This is a genomic window from Ruegeria sp. AE4 (assembly GCF_056542185.1).
Genome location: NZ_JBQFZK010000001.1, coordinates 243,848 through 262,533 on the forward strand (window position 1 = coordinate 243,848; position 18,686 = coordinate 262,533).

Genomic DNA, 18,686 nt, shown 5'->3' on the forward strand with positions numbered 1-18,686 from the left:
CGCAAGGGTTCACGTTAACCAACAGTTAGCCATGCTTAAGGTATGTGCTGGATCAAGTGACGAACAGAGACGGGACCATTACGCACATGACCGAATTCAACCAACCACTTAGCGGGAATGATCTGGCCCGGTTTTCCGGGCCGAACACATTCATGCGCCTGCCGCAGGCCTCCTCGCTTGAGGGGTTGGATGTGGCGGTGCTGGGGGTGCCGATGGATATCGGCACGTCGTGGCGGTCGGGCACGCGCTTTGGCCCCAAGCAGATCCGCGGCGAAAGCGCGATGATCCGGCCCTATAACATGGCCACCAGAGCGGCCCCGTTCGACAGTTTGCAGATAGCCGATATTGGGGATCTGGCGATCAACACCTTCTCGCTTGCAGACAGCCTCAGGATCATCAAGGAAAGCTATGACGCCATTTTGGCGAAAGGCGTGATCCCGATGGCCATGGGGGGCGATCATTCGATCACCCTGCCGATCCTGCGAGCCATCAAGGCAATACACGGGCCCGTGGCGCTGGTGCATGTGGACGCTCATGCCGATGTGAATGACGAGATGTTCGGTGAACGCGAAACCCACGGCACCGTTTTCCGTCGTGCATATGAAGAGGGGCTGATTGTTCCCGACAAGACGTTCCAGATCGGCATTCGCGGCTCGGGTTATGCAGCCTCGGATTTTACCGAGGCCAAGGACTGGGGCTTCCGCCAGTTCCCCGCATGGGAGCTGTGGCAGCAGAACCTGACCCAGATCGGATCGCAGGTTCGCAAGATCATTGGGGACCACCCGGTTTACATCTCGTACGACATCGACAGCCTTGATCCCGCATACGCTCCGGGCACCGGCACGCCGGAAATCGCGGGTCTTTCGACACCGCAAGCGCTGCAACTGATCCATGCCCTGCATGGGGTAAACGTGGTGGGATGCGATCTGGTCGAAGTCTCACCCCCTTATGATCCATCGGGCAACACAGCACTGACAGCAGCCAATCTGATCTATGAGATGCTGTGCATCCTTCCGGGTGTGACGTCGCGGTAAGACGCGGTGGAATGTCTTGCCGCCGGTTTTGTTCCGCTTAGGGTTCACAAAAGGGATGGAGCGGGATGAAAAAGATGGCTTTGTGGGCAGTGATTGCGCTTGTGGTTGGGGCGGGCGCCTATGTCCGGCTGGCACCGTCAGACCCTGCGCGGTGGCACGTCGCTTTAGTTTCGCCCGAAAGCCAGAACTTGCCGGGTGGTGCGTTGCGCGTTGTTGAAACCGGTCCCGACGGGTTGCAGCGTCTTGATGAGATTGCCCAAGCCACGCCGCGCACCACTGTTTTGGCGGGTTCGGTCAGTGAGGGCATGATCACCTATGTTACCCGCACGAAATGGATCGGCTTTCCCGACTACACCACGGTACAGCAGGACGGAGACATCTTGCGCATCCATGGCCGTTTGCGGTTCGGTCGCAGGGATTTCGGTGTGAACAAGGCGCGGGTCGATGGGTGGTTGGCACAATTCTAGTCGTTGCGCAAACGGTCAGGACGCATCGTCCAGATCTATGGGGTCGAAAGGCTCACTCTGTAATTTGGACGACAAACACCCCTCCTGAACCTCGCGCCACATGGGAACGTTAAGGGACATCTGGCATTGCGCGGTGAACATGCGTCCGTCGACCTGAAGGCAGATCATCTCACCCAGTTCGATGCGAGACCCGGATGTGTCGGTGCAATAGCAATCCCGCGTCTTGCCGTCAGGGCCGATGTAATCGGCGAGGGCAGGCGTGGTTGTCAGCAGCAGAGCAAGTAAAACCCGTTTCATGGCCGCGAGCTTAGCATGACGTTGCCCTTGACCAAAGCCCCCGGATGAGAGACACCGCCGGGATGATCCCCGAAGAACGTCTTGAACAGATCACCCAGCGTTTTCAGTACCTCGAAGCTGCCATGGCAGATGGCGCATCGGGTGGTGATATTGCGGCGCTGGCCAAAGAATATTCCGACCTTAAGCCTGTGGTCGATCAGATCATGGCCTGGCGACAGCTGGTGGGGGATCTGGCCGAAGCGCAGGCGATGCTGACTGACCCGGACATGAAAGAGCTTGCCGAGGAGGAAATCCCCGAGTTGCAGGCCCGCATCCCCAAGGCGGAAAACGCGCTCCAACTGGCACTGTTGCCAAAGGATGCGGCAGATGCCCGTCCGGCGATGCTGGAAATTCGCCCTGGCACCGGCGGGGACGAGGCCGCTTTGTTCGCAAGCGATCTGTTGCGCATGTATCAGCGTTACGCCGAGGCGCGTGGCTGGAAATTCGAGATTATCGAAGAGCAGGCCTCGGATCTGGGCGGCATCAAGGAAGTAGTAGCCCATATCAAAGGCGACAATGTCTTTGCGCGACTGAAGTACGAATCCGGCGTCCATCGGGTGCAACGCGTGCCCGAAACCGAAAGCGGCGGGCGCATTCACACCTCGGCGGCGACTGTGGCGGTTCTGCCCGAGGCCGAGGATGTAGACATCCAGATCGACGCCAATGATATCCGAATCGATACGATGCGAAGCTCGGGCGCGGGCGGACAGCACGTGAACACGACTGACTCGGCTGTGCGGATCACGCATCTTCCTACTGGATTGGTGGTGACAAGTTCCGAGAAGTCCCAGCATCGCAACCGCGAGATCGCCATGCAAGTTCTGAAGACGCGCTTGTACGATCTGGAGCGGCAGCGGATTGACAGTGAACGCTCGGCAGATCGTGCCAGTCAGGTTGGCTCGGGGGATCGCTCGGAACGCATTCGTACTTATAACTTCCCGCAGGGGCGCATGACCGACCACCGGATCAACCTGACGCTATATAAGCTGGATCAGGTGATGCAGGGTGATCTGGACGAGGTGATTGATGCGCTGACGGCGGATGATCAGGCCCGGCTGCTGGCCGAGATGGCACAATGACAGGTCTGCAAACAGCGGCACAGGCGATGGTGGCGGCGACAGCGCGTCTGCGTGCGGCCGGTGTGGACGATCCGGCACGTGACGCGCGTCTGTTGCTGGCCCACGCTGCACGGATTGAAGCCAGCCGCGTGACATTGATTGCCCCGGAAGAATTACAGCCCGAGATCGCCGAGCGTTATGACCAGTTGATCTCCTTGCGGGCCATCCGGGTTCCGGTGTCGCATCTGTTGGGTGAGCGGGAGTTCTACGGCCGCAGGTTTCGCGTCAGCCGGGATGTCCTTGATCCGCGTCCGGAAACAGAAACCCTGATCGAAGCAGCGTTGAGCGAACCATTTGATCATGTCCTCGACCTGGGGCTGGGCTCGGGGTGTATCCTGATAACCCTTCTGGCCGAACGCAGCAGTGCCACGGGCGTGGGTGTTGATCTGAGCGAAGCCGCCTGCCTGCAAGCCAGTGCCAATGCGGTTCAGCATCAGGTAGAGACGCGGATTGAGATCCTTCGATCAAACTGGTTCGAAAACATTGAAGATAAATTCGACCTGATTGTTTCCAACCCTCCGTATATCTCAGTGTCTGAGATGGAAGAACTGTCGCCCGAAGTGCGTGAGCACGAGCCGCGCATGGCCCTGACGGATGAGGGGGACGGGTTGGGCGCGTATCGTCGGATCGCGGCGGCGACCCCGGATTTTCTGTTGCCGGGCGGGCGAATTCTTGTCGAAATCGGTCCGACGCAGGCGGCAAAAGTGTCAGCCTTGTTCGATGCCGCCGGGTTGGTGGACGTCCGGGTAATCCCCGATCTGGACGGTCGCGATCGTGTCGTCGGCGCAAGAATGCCGGGATGAGTGGTGGGTTTGCGGCAAAAATCGCCGACCTGTAGAAAAAAGCTGGTGAAAATCCGAGATTCCTCTTGTCTGCGCCGTCAGGACATGCTTACTCAGGATTAGTCGGCGAGGTTGACGCTGTTGCAGCGCACCCCTGACGCCAAGCCCAAAAAGTCGACTTCCCGTCACGGCAAACGCCTTAGAGCAGTGCAAAACACGGGTTGAGCGACAGCGCATTGATAAGGCTGACGTAAAGTAAGATGAGATCTTCCAAACCCCGTTCGCGGGCCAAGAATAACCGCAATCGTCCTTCTGGCGGCAACGTCGTAAATCGGGTTTTTGACAGCTCGGGTCCCGAAGGCAAGGTCCGTGGCACGCCGCAGCAGATTATTGACAAATACAACCAGTTGGCACGTGACGCTCAGCTGTCGAATGACCGCGTGGCGGCAGAGAACTTCCAGCAACACGCGGAACACTACCTGCGGATGCTGAGCGAAGCGCAGCGCGAGATTGACGCGCGCCGTGAAGAGCAGGAGCGCCAGAACCGCGAACGCCAGGCCGAGCGCGACCGTGAACGTGCCGAACGTCAGGAACGCGAAGCGACCCGCCAGGCTGATCCGGCCGAAGCACCGCAGCCTGATGTGATGGACCTGTCTCAGCAAGTTTCAGAGCCCGATAGCGGTCTGGTGGAGACCCCGGAAAACAAAGAAACCCCGGCGGCTGAAACACCGGAAGAGGCTCCGCGCAAGGAAAAACCCGCGCGCAAGCCACGCGCCCGGAAGCCCAAAGCTGCACCCGAGGCAAAAGAGGATGCTCCTGCCGACACGGGGGACGCACCGGAGGCGGCAGAATAAAGCCGATGTCCAAAGAACCAAGCCCCGAGGTTTAACTCGGGGCTTTTTCGTTTGTTCAGGTTTTCTTAACTTCGCGCGCCAAAGCGCAGAACGCTTCCAGCGGGACTTGCTCGGCACGGTCCGTGGGCTTGATACCCGCGGCCAGAAGGCGGTCTTCGATATCCGGGGCAATGCCTTTGAGTGAGGCGCGCAGCATCTTGCGGCGTTGGTTGAAGGCTGCAGCCACGACGCGCGACAGGGTGGCGGCATCGGCGGGATAGCGTGGCTCGGGCAGGGCGGTCAGGTGGACCACGGCGCTTGAAACCTTGGGCGGCGGAGTGAAGGCCCCGGGGGGAAGCGACATGGCGATACGTGCCTCTGCCCGCCATTGGGCAAGGATGGCAAGGCGTCCATAGGCTTTGCTGCCGGGTTGGGCAACAATACGCTCGGCCACTTCGCGTTGGAACATCAGCGTCAGGCTCTGCCAGAATGGGGGCCATTCGGGCGGTGTCAGCCAACGCACCAGCAGCTCGGTGCCGACATTGTAGGGCAGGTTGGCGGCGACGCGGATTGGCGGTGTCAGATATTCAAGCGGGTTGATGTCCAGGGCGTCGCCATTGATTACCTCAAGCCGATCTGGATACGCGGTGGCGATGTCGTTCAGGGCGGCAATGCACCGTGTATCTTTTTCGACGGCCACGACCTTGCGCGCGCCTTCGGACAGCAGGCCTCGCGTCAACCCACCGGGACCGGGGCCGATTTCAAGCACATCGCATTCTGACAAATCGCCGGCCTGTCGGGCGATCTTGGCAGTCAGGTTCAAATCCAACAGAAAATTCTGCCCCAGCGATTTGCGCGCCGAAAGCTGGTGGGTTGCGATGACCTCGCGCAGAGGGGGAAGCGTGTCTATAGCGCTCATGATCCGAATACCTTGGCGCCTGTGAAAGGGGCTGTGCCCGAGATTTTTGTGCCTCCGGCGGGGATATTTTCAGCCAGGTGAAGGATCAAGAGCTTTTTACCATGCGTTGGGCAAGTTTCAGGGCTTCGATCAGGCTGGAGGGGTTGGCGATGCCTTTCCCCGCGATGTCCAGTGCTGTTCCGTGGTCGGGTGAGGTACGGATGAACGGCAGGCCAAGGGTGACATTCACGCCCCGGTCGAAATCCAACGTCTTGATCGGGATCAGGGCCTGATCGTGATACATGGCGATGGCGGCGTCATAGCGGGCGCGGGCGGCGGTGTGAAACAGCGTATCCGCAGGGTGGGGGCCTGTAATTGTCGCGTCCTCGGGGTTCAGATCGGCCAGCATCGGAGCAATCCAGTCGAGCTCCTCTGTGCCCATCTTGCCGCCTTCACCTGCATGCGGGTTCAGGCCTGCAACTGCGATGCGGGGATGCGCGATACCGAACTGATCACGCAAACCGCGCACGGTGATTTCAATCGTTTCGCGCAGAAGATCAGGGGTAAGTGCCGCGGGAACCTGTGACAATGGAATGTGAATTGTCGCGGGAACGACGCGCAACTGCTCGCTGGCCAGCATCATGACTACCCGGCGGGTTCCGGAAAGGGCTGCCAGAAACTCGGTATGGCCAGGAAAGGTGAACCCTGCGCCGTCAATCAGGGCTTTCTTGTTGATTGGTGCGGTGCAAAGCGCTGCGGCCTCACCGGTCTGTACCAGTTCGGTACCGGTTTCGATGGCATCAACCACCGATGGCGCGTTGGCCGGATTCGGCTGGCCGAATACGTTCGCGGCGGGAAAATCCATCTGAAGAACGGGCAGGGCCCGGCCACAGGCTTCAGCAACCTGACTTGGGTGTTCGATTTTAGCAACGGGTGTGCCTGTTGGCAGGTGGCTGGCGTCCCCGATATAGAAGAACGGGCAGGCATCGCGCAGTTCAGCCCACGCCTTGGCCGCGATTTCCGGGCCGATACCGGCCGGTTCGCCGCAGCTGAGCGCGACGGGCCGCATCATTCCTGAGTAATGACAGCGTCAGCCCGCAGCTGTTCCACCAGACTGGCCGCAAAGGCCTGAAGACGTTGCTGCGCCAGCGCGTTGGCGACATCGCCCCGAGAGGTGTCTTCGCCCAGATCCCGCGTGCGGTTGCACAGCATCAGGAACACAAGCGTCTGACCATTGTTGCGGGTCAGAGTCGCCGACGCTTCGTTCCGGTCCAGCTTGGCCAGTTCCACGGCAATATCACCGGGCACCTCGGAAGGTGCGGCTTCGACCCGGTCCAGAACTTCGGCGGGCTGATCCTTGGCAATGCCATAGAGATCATCACAAGTGTCGATTTGTTCTTTCAACTTCGCGGCCCGCGAAAGGGTTTCGGCGCTGCGCCCGCCAGGCAGGTAATAGGCGGCATAATCCAACTTTGAAATACGCGGAGCGCCGGTTGCGACTTCGCGCAAGCCCCGCATCTGAAACAAGGCGACCGCGTTCGGCAGGGTGATCGGGTCGGTGATCTCACCGGTCTGAAGCCCCAGGATGACAGGTTGAAGCGCCGGGGGCAGGTTCGAGATGTTCAGCCACTCCAGACGTCCACCCTGACCCCGTGTTGCGGCTGCGGAATACTGAGCGGCGGCAGCAGAAAACGCGTCCTGCCCTTCAAGGCGCGAGATTTCTTCGGCCAACAACTCGGTCTGGGCAACCGTTTGCGGGTTTACCGGGATAATGATTTCGGACAGCAGGACCTGCAATCCGCCACCGCCCGTCTGGCCCAGCGCGCGATCAATCTCATCCTCGGTCGGGCGCGCCTGCGACAGATAGCGCGAGCTGATATAGTCGCGCCATGCCAGTTGATCCGCGACATAGTCTCGGACCGTTTCAGGGTCGACGCCCGCGTCGCCGAGAAGTTTCAGGAATTGTTCGGACGACAATTGTCCGCGCGAGGCGAATTCGTCGATGCCCAGCTGGACGGCCTCGGGCGTCGCTTGCACGCCGGCGCTGCGCATGACCTGCCTGCGCAGTTTTTCATCAATCAGGGCATCCCTGACGTCAGCTTCGTTACCACCGGGCAAACCCAGAACATTCAGGAATTGCAGGCGCTGTTCAAGCTCGTACCAGGTGACAATATCCTGATTGACGCGGATCGCGGGTGAGAACAGGCTTTGCGCGCTACCCTGAAGAGGCGCGATTGCAAAAACTGCGGCAACCAGTGCCGGTGTGACCGGTTTAAGCCAACCGGAACGGAGAAACCTGGAGAAACCTGATATCAACTGCATGTTCTCTTGTATGTCTTGCCACCGCCTTCAAGGGCGTACCCTGTCAAAGAAAGGGTAAAGCCGAATTCTGTCGAAGGCTCAATAGTGGATGTTGAAGTAAAGCGCCGACTTACGGACATGTTAACCCGAACGCATTCGTTCTGATAGGTCACACCCAGACCCAGCCGGATCGGCTCCGACTCAGCCAGATCGTAGCGCGCCAGGGCATTGGTCAGCCAGTTCTGATCGACCTGGTAGCGTCCGAGAAGCAGAATTTCCGAGATTTCTTCGGTGATGTTTTCCGCCGGGTCCGGTTCCTGCCAGATATAGCTACCAGACAGGCCGGCATTTTCGGATGCCCATGCGCCGCGCAGTTCGGCTTTGACAAAGCTGAAATCCCCGTCGATCAGACCGCGTCCGGCAAGTGACCAGCCATTGGCCGTGCTGATCTGCCCGGCTACCAGCAAATCCGACGATGTGCCCTGCAATCCCGATGTCAGCGTGAAGTTTGGATCGGCGTCGGCCCGAAACACTTGGCCCACAGTCGCCTGGGCCTGCCAGCCACCCGCGCCATACCGGGCCCAGTTCAGGCCAACCACACCAGTGGCACTGTTCTCGCGCTGATCTTCAGCAGGGAACCGCGAGAGGGACAGAAGGTTGCCCTGATCGAATTCCTGAAAAGTGCTTTCATCATTCGGAACATCGGTGTCCGATACATGTGTCCATCCGAACTGCGCAATCGGTTCGAGGAACTGAACAGCCCCCGATTCCTCGCGCCGGGTCATTGGATACCGGAGAGTCAAAGCCGCGCGCGGCGTAGATCGGGTCACGTTGTCGGGGTAGTTGCTGTCGTGGCGAACGTTGAAAGTGTCAACCGACGCCCCCAGCGTTGTATCGACCCGCAGCCCCGATGAGAAAGTCCAGCTGCGCAGCCATTCGGCATCGAAGGTGGCCCGTGCCATGTCGCGACCAACAACATCTGTGTCGCTGGTACGTTCATGCGCATGACCGATGAATGCCAGCCGAACCTCGCCCCCCAGCGTGCTGGGAAAATAGCGTTTTTCATAGTTGAGGTCGAAGACGCGGGACGGGATTTCGTCCTGATTTTCGCTGTCCCGAAGTGTTTTGTAGTAGATCAGGCCGGTTTTGAACGCACTATCGCGCTTGATCCGCTCCAGTGCGATTTCGCTGCGCAAGCGGTCCAGATCCGGCAAGCCGTAATCGGCCAGGTAGGCATCGTCGGATGTAGTTTCCAGATTGAAGGTCAGACGGAAATCGTTCTTCAGATTGAACCAGCCGGTGGCAAACAGGTAGCCGCGATCCTGATCGGGTTGCACATCGTCCCGTGTATAAGCGCCTTCCACCTGAATGCGTCCGTTCACAAAGGCCTGACGATAGCGGTATCCCAGAGTTGTCGTCTTGGCTGAGACGTAAGGCGTAAGTGTCAGGTCCTTGTGATCGCCAAGTTTGAAGAAATACGGAACCTGAACGCCAGTGCCCAATTGCGAGGTGCTGCGGATAGAAGGAACCAGAAAGCCGGTTGCCCTCTCTAGCGTTGGGTCGGGCAAGCGCAGATAGGGAAAGTAGAATACCGGATAATCCAGGACCCGAAGCTGCGCGCCTTCGAAATATAGTTGCCGTTCCAGTTGATCATGCGTGACTTTGCGCGCCCTGATCTGCCACAGAGGCGGCCTGCCGTCGGTGCAGACATGACAGGATGTGGCTGAAACCTTGCTGAATTGTGTATAACGTCCTGCGGCCCGTTTCGCCTGAACCGAGGCGATCTGTACCTGCTGTTCAAACACCATGCGTGCACCGATCAGCAGTCCGTTCTGAATTCCGCTGTCCAGTTGCCCTGAATCCGCCAGCAGCGTAGTTTGACCACCCTGATCGATACGAATGGGGCCTTCCAATATCAGCTCGCCAGTCTCGCGGTCATACGTGATACGATGGGCGGACAACTTGGTGTCGCCCTGAAAGGCTTCGACATTGCCTTCAGCCACAAGTTTGCGCTCAGGCGTGATGAATACCTTGTCGGCCACCAGCAAGGCGGGCTCTTGCTGCGCTTGTGTGCCCTGTGGTTGTGGCCGGCCTTGGGATGTCTGTGCTGCAGTTCCCGCCGGGACGGACAAAGCCAGTGCACTGGTAAGCAATACAGGAACGATATGCCGCATCAGCCGTCCTCCGCATGCAGTAGCAGACCAAGAGACAGCAGAATTGCGGCAAAGGGCGGTGCCCAGGCAGCGATATAGATGGGCAATTGTCCGTTTTCCCCGAGGATTTGCGCGAAATTGCGCACGAAATAGATGGCAAACCCAAGCAGGACGGCTGTCAGAACGGCGATCCCAGTACCGCCGAACCGAACGTGGCGCATGGTAAACGCGGCCCCGATCAGAACCATCGAGATCAGAAAGAAAGGCCGGGCCAGCTGTACCTGCAGCCAAACCTCATATTGTTTGGTCGAAAATCCCGCCTCGCGCAGGTCGCTGATCAACTGGGGCAGGTCATAAACAGAAACCGAATCCTGTTGCCCAAACGTATCCATGATCCGCTGTCGGGTCAGCGAGGTCGGCAGCTCCAGACGCTCGTGCACAACTGAATTGGATTCAGGGTTTTGCCCATCCTGCAAGGCCCAGGTTTTTGCCTGATACAGAACCCAGTTCCCGTCTTCCAACTCTGCCCGATCCGCAACAATTTGCTGGGTTGGTTTGCCATCCCGCCCAAAGGTGATGACGGTAACACCGTCCAGCCGCAGCTTGTCTTGGTTCGATGTTGCCCGGGCGTGGATAACGGCCTGCCCATTCTCGGCAGACTGGCGCAGCCACAGGCCCTCGCTGCTGATCGAAAGGGCCGAACTGCCGTTGTTTCGGTATGAATCCGACAAGCGGCGGAACTCTTCGGATGTGGCCGCCGCGATGGGATTCAACAGTGCAACGGCCAGAGCGCCGATGATCAGCGACAACAGGACAGGGGCGACCAAAGCGCGGATGCCCGAGCGGCCAGTTGCACGGGTCACCACAAGTTCGGACGTACGTGCCAGCCCAACGAACAGCGCGATGGTGGACAGGATGACCAGCAAAGGCAGCATTTCGCTGATGGCGGCCGGTGTATTCAGCAGTGTGAGGTGCAGCAGCTGGGCAAAAGACAGGTCGAAATCGTCAAAGCGGCGAATCTGTTCGATCAGATCGATGAGAATCATCAAGGTCAGGAAAATACCTCCGATGACCATGAAGCTTTGCAGAAACCGGCGGGCAAAATAACGGTCCAGGATCATAGGCGCGACCCCGCTGCGCCTGTAGTGCGGGGCGTCGGGCCGATATCGCGCCTGCGCAATGCTGTGCGCGACGGCGTATGCCTGCCCTCTCGTACCACGTCTTTCTCCCCCGAGCCTGCCGGTCATTTTTTCGGGACCTTAATGCAATTGAAAGGCGGGGAAAACTGCTATCTGGTCAATGCGTGCCCCGCGGGCTAGGTCTTGGGGAACAGAATTCGAGGAGTGTACAATGAGCAGTCTGATACCGATCCGTTTTCAGGAATTTGACCTGGAGGCTATGGCGCAGGCCGGAGGGCGCGTCGCCATCATCATTCCGGACGACGGTAAGATGGGCCCGGCAGCCCGCAGAGCCAACCGTCTGACGAAGGGCGGGTTGGCGCGGCTTGTTGAAAGCGAGAGTTTCAGAAAGTCGAAGACAGGGGACGTCATCTCGATGGCATGGCCCACAGGAATGGCGGCAGAGGCGCTGGATGTTCTGGTTCTGCCACGTCGCCCCGAGGCCGGCGAAGCCCGCAAGGCAGGTGCAGCCCTTGCCAAACTGGCGGGCGGAAAGGACATGCTGGTGATGGTTGGCAATCACGCGCGCGCCGAGGATCTGGCACTGGGGATTGTTCTGCGCAGCTATGAATTCGACGCGCATAAAACCAAGGAAAGCCAGAAGGCTGGCACAGTGACAATCAGCCACTCAAAGCCTGCTGAGGCCGAGGCAGAATTCGCACCTCTCTATGCAATTGCTGACGGGGTTCGGATGACGCGCGATCTGACCAATGAACCAGCAAATGTTTTGACCACCACCGAATTCGCGGACCGCCTGGTTGAGATGCAGGAGCTGGGTCTTGAGGTCGAAGTGCTGGACGAAGACAAGCTGGCCGAGCTGGGAATGCGCACGTTGCTAAGCGTCGGGCAGGGCTCGGACAGCCCTTCGAAAGTGGTGGTGATGCAGTGGAATGGCGGGGCCAAGGACGACGCGCCTCTGGCTTTGGTCGGAAAAGGCGTGGTGTTCGACACGGGTGGTATCTCGCTCAAACCCGCTGTCGGCATGGAAGAGATGACCATGGACATGGGCGGCGCCGGCGTTGTTGCGGGCACCATGCGCGCGCTGGCCAAGCGCAAGGCAAAAGCCAATGTCGTGGGGCTGGTTGGTCTGGTCGAGAATATGCCATCAGGTAACGCCACCCGTCCGGGTGATGTGGTCAGGTCGATGAAGGGCGACACGGTCGAGATCATCAACACCGACGCCGAGGGCCGCCTGGTTCTGTGTGACGTGATGTGGTACGCGCAGGAACGGTTCAAGCCGGTCGGAATGATCGACTTGGCAACTTTGACCGGTGCGATCATCATCGGATTGGGCCATGAAAACGCTGGTGTTTTTTCGAACAATGACACGTTCTGTGATGCTTTCCTGAAATCAGCCAAGGCCGAGGATGAAGGCGCTTGGCGGATGCCATTGGGCGACGCCTATGACAAGTTGCTGAAATCGCGCATTGCCGACATGAAAAACGTGGGCGGTCGCCCCGCCGGTTCAGTCACCGCCGCGCAGTTCCTCCAGCGGTTCGTGAAAGAGGAAACGCCGTGGATTCATCTGGACATTGCAGGCGTCGCCTCGGTGGCTGAAGAGACCTCTTATGCGCCCAAAGGCGCCACCGGCTGGGGCGTGCGCGCATTGAGCCGGTTTGTGCAGGACAATTTCGAGTAAGCATATGGGCGCTGTCTATTTCTACCACCTGACCCGCCTGCCGCTGGAGCACACCTTGCCCGCGCTGCTGGACAAGGCGCGGCAAGCCGGGTGGCGGATAGCCGTGCGGGGTACTGACCCTGCGCGGATGGACTGGCTGGATGAAAAGCTGTGGCTGGGCCCCGAGGAGGGATTCCTGCCGCATGGTCGCGCTGGCGGCCCGCATGACGCGGACCAGCCGATTCTGCTGACCACCAGCGCCGTGGCGGGAAACGACGCGACCTGCATCATGGCTGTGGATGGCGCGCCGGTCGAAGCGGAAGAAGTCGCCGCGTTGGAACGGGTTTGTATCCTGTTCGATGGCAATGACGACATGGCTGTACAACAGGCGCGCGGGCAGTGGAAAGCGCTGACGGATGCCGGATGTTCCGCACAATATTGGTCGGAGGAGTCCGGGCGATGGGAGAAGAAGGCTGAAGCCTGACCGGCCCGCAATTTTCAGGAGATACGACAATGCAGAAGAAGCCCTTGGGCCGTACCGGAATTATGGTGAGCGATCTGTGCCTTGGCACGATGACATTTGGCTCTCAAACGTCTGAAACGGATGCGCACCGGCAGATGGATATGGCGTTGGACGCGGGGATCAACTTTGTCGATGCGGCCGAAATGTATCCGGTGAACCCTGTCGCGAAAGAAACGATCGGGCGCACCGAAGAGATACTGGGAAACTGGAACGCGGCCAATACTACCCGCCGGGGAGATTATGTTTTGGCGACCAAGCATTCCGGCGCGGGGCTGTCCTTTGTCCGCGATGGTGCGCCGATCACTGCCCGCACAATACCCGAAGCAGTTGAGGGGTCTTTGCGACGTTTGCAGACCGGGTACATTGACCTCTATCAGTTTCACTGGCCCAATCGGGGCAGCTATATGTTTCGGCAGAACTGGGATTATGCGCCGTCTGGCGAAAACACAGATGAAGTGCTGAGCAACATGCTAGAATGCCTTGAGGCATTGCAGGCTCAGGTAGACAAGGGCAATATCCGTGCCTTTGGCCTGTCGAATGAAAGCGCTTGGGGAACCGCGCAGTGGCTGCGGCTGGCCGACCAGATGGGGGCGCCGCGCGTGGCATCGGTGCAGAATGAGTATTCATTGCTGTGCCGCCATTTTGACACCGACCTGGGTGAGTTGAGTGTGCATGAAGATGTTGGGCTGATGGCGTTTTCCCCGTTGGCGGCAGGCTTTCTGACCGGAAAGTACCAAAATGACTGCGTTCCCGACGGATCGCGTATGTCCTTTGTGCCTGAGATGGGAGGCCGGAAATCCGGTCGTGTTTTCGAGGCGGTTGCAGCTTATCTGGACATCGCCGCACGGCATGGTCTGGATCCGGTGCATATGGCGTTGGCGTGGTGCCGGACGCGCCCGTTCATGATGTCGGCAATCTTCGGGGCCACGACCGTTGCACAGCTGGATCATATTCTGGCGGGCGTGGATCTTGAATTATCCAAGGATGTGTTGGCCGAGATCAGCAGGGCACATCGGGCGCACCCGATGCCGTTTTAGGGGCTCTGCCCCCGTTGCCTTTGGCGACGCCCCCGGGATATTTTTGGCCAGATGAAGAAGGATCCGGTCAGTGATGGGTGGGATGCGCGCGTTCGTGTCTCAGGTCGCGGGCCGATTGACCGTGGGCGGTGCGGAAAGCGCGGGCAAAGCTGGATTGCGAAGCAAAGCCGGTGGCGAGCGCCACATCCATCAGTGGCATGTCGGTGTCGGTGACCAGACGGCGGGCCTCGGCCAGGCGCAGTTGCAGATAGTGGTCCTGCGGCGTCGTGTTCAGGCGCAGTCGGAACTGTTGTTGCAGCGTCCGTGGGCTGGTGCCCAGGCGGTCTGCGATAAAGGCCAGCGGCAGGGGATCATCAAGTGACGCCTGCATCATCGAGTTGGCCTTGGCGGTCAGTGCTGTGTGGCGATGGGGTGCGCCTGTGCGGCTTTGCGGTTTTCCAGGGTCCGGAGCACCATCGTAAAGGAACAGGCCCGCAACGCGCGCGGCGAAACTTGCGCCATGACGGGCGGTGATGATGTGCAGCATCATCTCGACAGCCGGAATTGCGCCACCCGAAGTCAGTCGATTGCCCGAAACGGTGAAGCGGTCGGTGCGCACATCAACTTCGGGAAACCGCGTGGCGAAATTTTCTAGGTCTTCCCAGTGGGTTGTTGCCAGATGGCCATCCAGTAGCCCGGCCTCGGCCAAGAGCCACGGGCCGCCATCAATGCCTGCCATCGTTGCGCCTGTGCCCGCGATGCGCCGCAGACCAGCCAGCAGGCTGGGGGTGGCGTGGCGGGCCAGTTGGAACCCGGCGACCACGATCATCAGGTCGCAGGATTGCAACCGGGCCAGTGGAATACCGGGCACTTGCAACGCACTGGTCAGCACCGCGGGCTCTGGCGTTGCGGTCACATAGTCCCAGTCAAAGGCCGGGCGGTCCGCCAGACGGTTCGCGGCCCTCATCGGGTCCACCGCAGAGGCAAAGCTGAGGGTGTTGCATTCGTCCAGCACAAGCACCGCGGTTTTCAGGGCGCGGTGTTCCGGTTGCAGTATGTTTTTTGCGGATTTCATCAAGTTTGATTCGCATATTGCCAAGTGGTTTTCCCAAAGCTGCGCCAGAGTCGGGTCAGAACGCAAATCGGAATCCGGGGAAAAGCCTGGGGAAAACCCAAGGCAGAACCGGGTATAACTTGGGGAAAACATCATGCCTCTGGAAATGAACCGCGAAGTCTTCATTACCTGTGCCGTAACCGGCTCGGGCGGGACGCAGGACCGCAGCCCGCATGTGCCGCGGTCACCGCGGCAGATCGCCGACAGCGCGATTGCCGCCGCCAAGGCCGGGGCGGCAGTGGTTCACTGCCACGTGCGTGACCCTGAGACCGGCGTGCCAAGCCGCCGGCTGGATCTGTATCGCGAGGTAACGGACCGCATCCGCGACGCTGATGTGGACGTCGTATTGAATCTGACGGCCGGGATGGGCGGCGATATCGTGTTCGGCGGTGTTGAAAACCCGTTTCCAGTGGCCGCGGGCACGGACATGGTCGGAGCATCGGAACGCGTGGCGCATATTGCAGAATGTTTGCCCGAAATTTGCACCCTGGACTGCGGCACAATGAACTTTGCTGAGGCAGATTATGTTATGACGAATACGCCCGGGGCATTGCGCGCCATGGGCAAGATGATGACCGATCTGGGTGTCAAGCCCGAGATCGAAGCCTTTGACACTGGCCACCTGTGGTTTGCAAAGCAACTGGTGAAGGAAGGGATTCTGGCACCAAACGCTTTGGTCCAGCTGTGCATGGGGGTACCGTGGGGTGCGCCGGATGATCTGAATACCTTTATGGCGATGGTAAACAACGTGCCGGAAGACTGGACCTTCAGCGCGTTTTCACTGGGACGGAACGAGATGCCGTTTGTCGCGGCTTCGGTTCTCGCGGGCGGCAATGTGCGCGTGGGGCTTGAGGACAACCTTTGGCTGGACAAGGGCGTAATGGCCGAGAACTGGCAACTGGTGGAACGTGCGGGATCCATCATCGAGAATATGGGCGCGCGCGTGATCGGCCCTGACGAAGTCCGTGCGAAGCTGGGGCTGACCAAGCAGGCACCTGTTGCAAAATAATGGACACGCGGGTTTTGGGGGCCAGCCCCCAAGCCCCCGGAATATTTCTAAAAAGATGAAACATGCGCAGCCAGTAGGTGGGAAATCATGAAAACGGCAGCAATTATTGGGGGCGGAGTTATCGGTGGTGGATGGGCCGCGCGGTTCCTGCTCAATGGCTGGGATGTGCGGGTGTTTGACCCTGACCCCGAGGCGGAACGCAAGATTGGCGAGGTGCTGGACAACGCAAGACGGTCCTTGCCGGGGCTGAGTGACGTTCCGTTGCCAGCCGAGGGTGTGCTGAGCTTTCACAGCGACATGGCCGAAGCGGTTAAGGGTGCGCGTTGGATACAGGAGAGTGTGCCGGAACGTCTGGATTTGAAACTGAAGGTTTACAAAGGCTTGCAGGAGGCTTGCGATCCGGGCGCGGTCATCGGATCCTCGACCAGTGGGTTCAAGCCGTCCGAACTTCAGGACGGAGCGCTGCGCCCCGAGCAGATCGTGGTGACTCACCCCTTCAACCCGGTTTACCTGCTGCCTTTGATCGAGCTTGTACCAACGGACAAGAACCCGGCCGAGATGATCAAACAGGCCCAGGACCTGTTGAAATCGCTTGGGTTTTTCCCGCTACACGTCAAGAAAGAGATCGATGCGCATATTGCCGACCGGTTCCTGGAAGCTGTCTGGCGCGAGGCGCTTTGGCTGGTCAAGGATGGCATTGCGACGACCGAAGAGATTGACGAGGCCATCCGTATGGGTTTCGGCATCCGCTGGGCGCAGATGGGTCTGTTCGAAACCTACCGCGTGGCCGGTGGCGAGGCGGGGATGCGGCATTTCATGGCGCAGTTCGGACCTGCCTTGAAATGGCCGTGGACCAAGCTGATGGATGTTCCCGAGTTCACTGACGAACTGGTCGATTTGATCGCCAGTCAATCTGACGCACAATCCGGGATGCATTCGATCCGAGAGCTGGAGCGTATTCGCGACAACAATCTTGTTGGCATGATGCGGGCCCTCAAGGCGCAGAATTACGGCGCGGGTGCGGTGCTGAACCAACATGACGCACGGTTGAAACCCGGTGCGCTGCCGACGCTGGATCAGGCGGATCTGAGCCAGCCCATCCTGACCCTGTCGCGGGCTGTTCCGCTGGACTGGACGGATTACAACGGCCACATGAACGAAGCGAAATATCTGGAGGCCTTTGCCGCCGCCACCGATCGGTTCATGGAAATCATCGGATGCGATGCGGATTACATCGCCTCGGGCGGCAGCTATTTCACAGCGGAGAACCACATTCGCTATGTGGATGAAGCTCATGCCGGTGCAAAAATCGACGTGCGCACGCAGATGCTGTTGGGGCAGGGCAAGAAGCTGCATGTGTTCCACAGCATGTATGAGGGCGACAAGCTGCTGGCCACGGGTGAAAGTTTTCTGCTGCATGTCAGCCTGGAAACCCGCCGCCCGAGCGCGCCATCCGCTGAAATCGAAGCGGCTATGGCGCGGGTTGCAGAGGCTCAGGCCGGATTGCCTTATCCCGAGGGCGCAGGCGCAGCGATCAGGAAGCCTTCATGACGCGCCGTGTTCTGGTGACGGCTGGCGCGTCAGGCGTCGGCCGGGCCATGGCCGAGGCGTTTGACGCGGTTGGCTATGACGTCCGGGTTACTGATATCGATCAGGCGGCGTTGGATACTTTGCCCGAACATTGGACCGGGCACCGAGCCGATGTTGCGGACGAGGCTGACATGCGCGCGGTATTTGACGCCGTCCGTTCGACAGGCGGGTTGGATGTGCTCTGCGCCAATGCCGGTATTGCCGGCCCGACAAATGCCATTGAGGATATTGATCTGGACGCGTGGCGTGCTTGTGTCGCGGTCAATCTGGACGGTGCTTTTCTGGCGGCAAAATATGCAGCGCCGCTGATGAAAACGGCGCGGGCGGGCAGCATCATTCTGACCTCGTCGACAGCCGGGCAGTATGGCTACCCGTTCCGGGCGCCCTATGCGTCGGCAAAATGGGCGGTCATCGGGTTGATGAAAACACTGGCGATGGAGCTGGGGCCCTATGGCATCCGTGCCAATGCCATTTGTCCAGGCGCAGTTGAAGGCCCTCGGATGGAGGGCGTCCTGACCCGCGAGGCCGCAGCCAAGGGCATGACCCGTGACGAGGTCTATCGGGGCTATGCCTCGGGCACCTCAATGGGGCGCTTCGTCGAAGCGCAGGATGTCGCCAATATGGCAGTCTTCCTTGCCTCAGATGCGGCACGTCTGGTTTCAGGACAGGTGATCGCGGTGGATGGCCACACGGTCAACCCGGACCCGAAATTGTAA

The 18,686-nt window shown here is 59.6% G+C and carries 18 protein-coding genes; 11 read left to right on the top strand and 7 right to left on the bottom strand.

The features are described from left to right. The first annotated feature begins 86 nt into the window (after positions 1-86). Entirely contained in the window at positions 87-1,034 is a 948-nt protein-coding gene (speB, locus tag ACR0EK_RS01265; RefSeq protein ID WP_480504872.1) for an agmatinase, read from the top strand. A gap of 65 nt (positions 1,035-1,099) precedes the next feature. Continuing rightward, positions 1,100-1,501: a DUF1499 domain-containing protein gene (locus tag ACR0EK_RS01270; protein WP_480564421.1), complete on the top strand. Its 402-nt coding sequence runs from the start codon at positions 1,100-1,102 to the stop codon at positions 1,499-1,501. A gap of 15 nt (positions 1,502-1,516) precedes the next feature. Here the strand turns inward: ACR0EK_RS01270 and ACR0EK_RS01275 are convergent, their stop codons facing one another. Next, entirely contained in the window at positions 1,517-1,798 is a 282-nt protein-coding gene (locus ACR0EK_RS01275; RefSeq protein ID WP_480480576.1) for a hypothetical protein, read from the bottom strand. Positions 1,799-1,860: 62 nt separating this feature from the next. Between ACR0EK_RS01275 and prfA the strand changes: the two genes are divergently transcribed. The 3 genes from prfA to ACR0EK_RS01290 all read left to right on the top strand — a co-directional run bounded on the left by prfA (position 1,861) and on the right by ACR0EK_RS01290 (position 4,591). After that, positions 1,861-2,916 carry a peptide chain release factor 1 gene (gene prfA, locus ACR0EK_RS01280; RefSeq protein ID WP_480481653.1) on the top strand — a complete coding sequence of 352 codons (1,056 nt, stop codon included), beginning with the start codon at positions 1,861-1,863 and terminating at the stop codon, positions 2,914-2,916. After that, positions 2,913-3,758, top strand: coding sequence for a peptide chain release factor N(5)-glutamine methyltransferase (prmC, locus tag ACR0EK_RS01285; protein WP_480564424.1), 846 nt, complete (start codon positions 2,913-2,915; stop codon positions 3,756-3,758). Before prfA ends, prmC begins: the two co-directional genes overlap by 4 nt. Before the next feature lie 239 nt (positions 3,759-3,997). After that, positions 3,998-4,591: a DUF4167 domain-containing protein gene (locus ACR0EK_RS01290; RefSeq protein ID WP_267364566.1), complete on the top strand. Its 594-nt coding sequence runs from the start codon at positions 3,998-4,000 to the stop codon at positions 4,589-4,591. 55 nt (positions 4,592-4,646) lie between these two features. Here ACR0EK_RS01290 and rsmA read toward each other — a convergent pair whose 3' ends face one another. The 5 genes from rsmA to lptG all read right to left on the bottom strand — a co-directional run bounded on the left by rsmA (position 4,647) and on the right by lptG (position 11,043). Continuing rightward, complete coding sequence (gene rsmA, locus ACR0EK_RS01295) at positions 4,647-5,489, bottom strand: 16S rRNA (adenine(1518)-N(6)/adenine(1519)-N(6))-dimethyltransferase RsmA (protein WP_480564427.1); 843 nt, start codon at positions 5,487-5,489, stop codon at positions 4,647-4,649. An 85-nt stretch (positions 5,490-5,574) separates the two neighbouring features. Further along, positions 5,575-6,540: a 4-hydroxythreonine-4-phosphate dehydrogenase PdxA gene (pdxA, locus tag ACR0EK_RS01300; protein ID WP_480564430.1), complete on the bottom strand. Its 966-nt coding sequence runs from the start codon at positions 6,538-6,540 to the stop codon at positions 5,575-5,577. Then, entirely contained in the window at positions 6,537-7,790 is a 1,254-nt protein-coding gene (locus ACR0EK_RS01305; RefSeq protein WP_480564432.1) for a peptidylprolyl isomerase, read from the bottom strand. The genes pdxA and ACR0EK_RS01305 overlap by 4 nt, the downstream gene beginning before the upstream one ends. Continuing rightward, the gene (locus ACR0EK_RS01310) at positions 7,781-9,943 is read right to left on the bottom strand and encodes an LPS-assembly protein LptD (protein WP_480564435.1); all 2,163 of its coding nucleotides are present in this window, start codon (positions 9,941-9,943) and stop codon (positions 7,781-7,783) included. Before ACR0EK_RS01310 ends, ACR0EK_RS01305 begins: the two co-directional genes overlap by 10 nt. After that, positions 9,943-11,043 (bottom strand): LPS export ABC transporter permease LptG, encoded by a 1,101-nt coding sequence (gene lptG, locus ACR0EK_RS01315; RefSeq protein WP_480480588.1) that lies wholly within the window; start codon positions 11,041-11,043, stop codon positions 9,943-9,945. Before lptG ends, ACR0EK_RS01310 begins: the two co-directional genes overlap by 1 nt. A 229-nt stretch (positions 11,044-11,272) precedes the next feature. On the opposite strand from lptG, the gene ACR0EK_RS01320 reads away from it, so the two are divergent. From ACR0EK_RS01320 to ACR0EK_RS01330, 3 genes are read left to right on the top strand one after another with little or no spacing between them, the layout of a single operon-like run. Further along, a complete protein-coding gene (locus ACR0EK_RS01320; RefSeq protein ID WP_480564438.1) occupies positions 11,273-12,739 on the top strand; it encodes a leucyl aminopeptidase in 1,467 nt (488 codons plus the stop codon). A 4-nt stretch (positions 12,740-12,743) separates the two neighbouring features. After that, positions 12,744-13,202: a DNA polymerase III subunit chi gene (locus tag ACR0EK_RS01325; protein ID WP_480564441.1), complete on the top strand. Its 459-nt coding sequence runs from the start codon at positions 12,744-12,746 to the stop codon at positions 13,200-13,202. A gap of 29 nt (positions 13,203-13,231) precedes the next feature. Then, positions 13,232-14,278 carry an aldo/keto reductase gene (locus ACR0EK_RS01330; protein ID WP_480564444.1) on the top strand — a complete coding sequence of 349 codons (1,047 nt, stop codon included), beginning with the start codon at positions 13,232-13,234 and terminating at the stop codon, positions 14,276-14,278. Positions 14,279-14,345: 67 nt separating this feature from the next. On the opposite strand, the gene ACR0EK_RS01335 is transcribed toward ACR0EK_RS01330, so the two are convergent. Beyond that, the gene (locus ACR0EK_RS01335) at positions 14,346-15,332 is read right to left on the bottom strand and encodes a GlxA family transcriptional regulator (protein ID WP_480564447.1); all 987 of its coding nucleotides are present in this window, start codon (positions 15,330-15,332) and stop codon (positions 14,346-14,348) included. A 133-nt stretch (positions 15,333-15,465) separates the two neighbouring features. Between ACR0EK_RS01335 and bcoG the strand changes: the two genes are divergently transcribed. The 3 genes from bcoG (at position 15,466) to ACR0EK_RS01350 (ending at position 18,686) form a co-directional block, all read left to right on the top strand. Next, positions 15,466-16,380 (top strand): 3-dehydrocarnitine:acetyl-CoA trimethylamine transferase BcoG, encoded by a 915-nt coding sequence (bcoG, locus tag ACR0EK_RS01340; RefSeq protein ID WP_480564450.1) that lies wholly within the window; start codon positions 15,466-15,468, stop codon positions 16,378-16,380. An 84-nt stretch (positions 16,381-16,464) separates the two neighbouring features. Then, on the top strand, positions 16,465-17,931 hold the full coding sequence (locus ACR0EK_RS01345) for a carnitine 3-dehydrogenase (RefSeq protein WP_480565249.1): 1,467 nt from the start codon (positions 16,465-16,467) through the stop codon (positions 17,929-17,931). Next, positions 17,928-18,686, top strand: a complete 759-nt coding sequence (locus tag ACR0EK_RS01350; RefSeq protein ID WP_480504897.1) for an SDR family oxidoreductase — start codon at positions 17,928-17,930, stop codon at positions 18,684-18,686. The genes ACR0EK_RS01345 and ACR0EK_RS01350 overlap by 4 nt, the downstream gene beginning before the upstream one ends.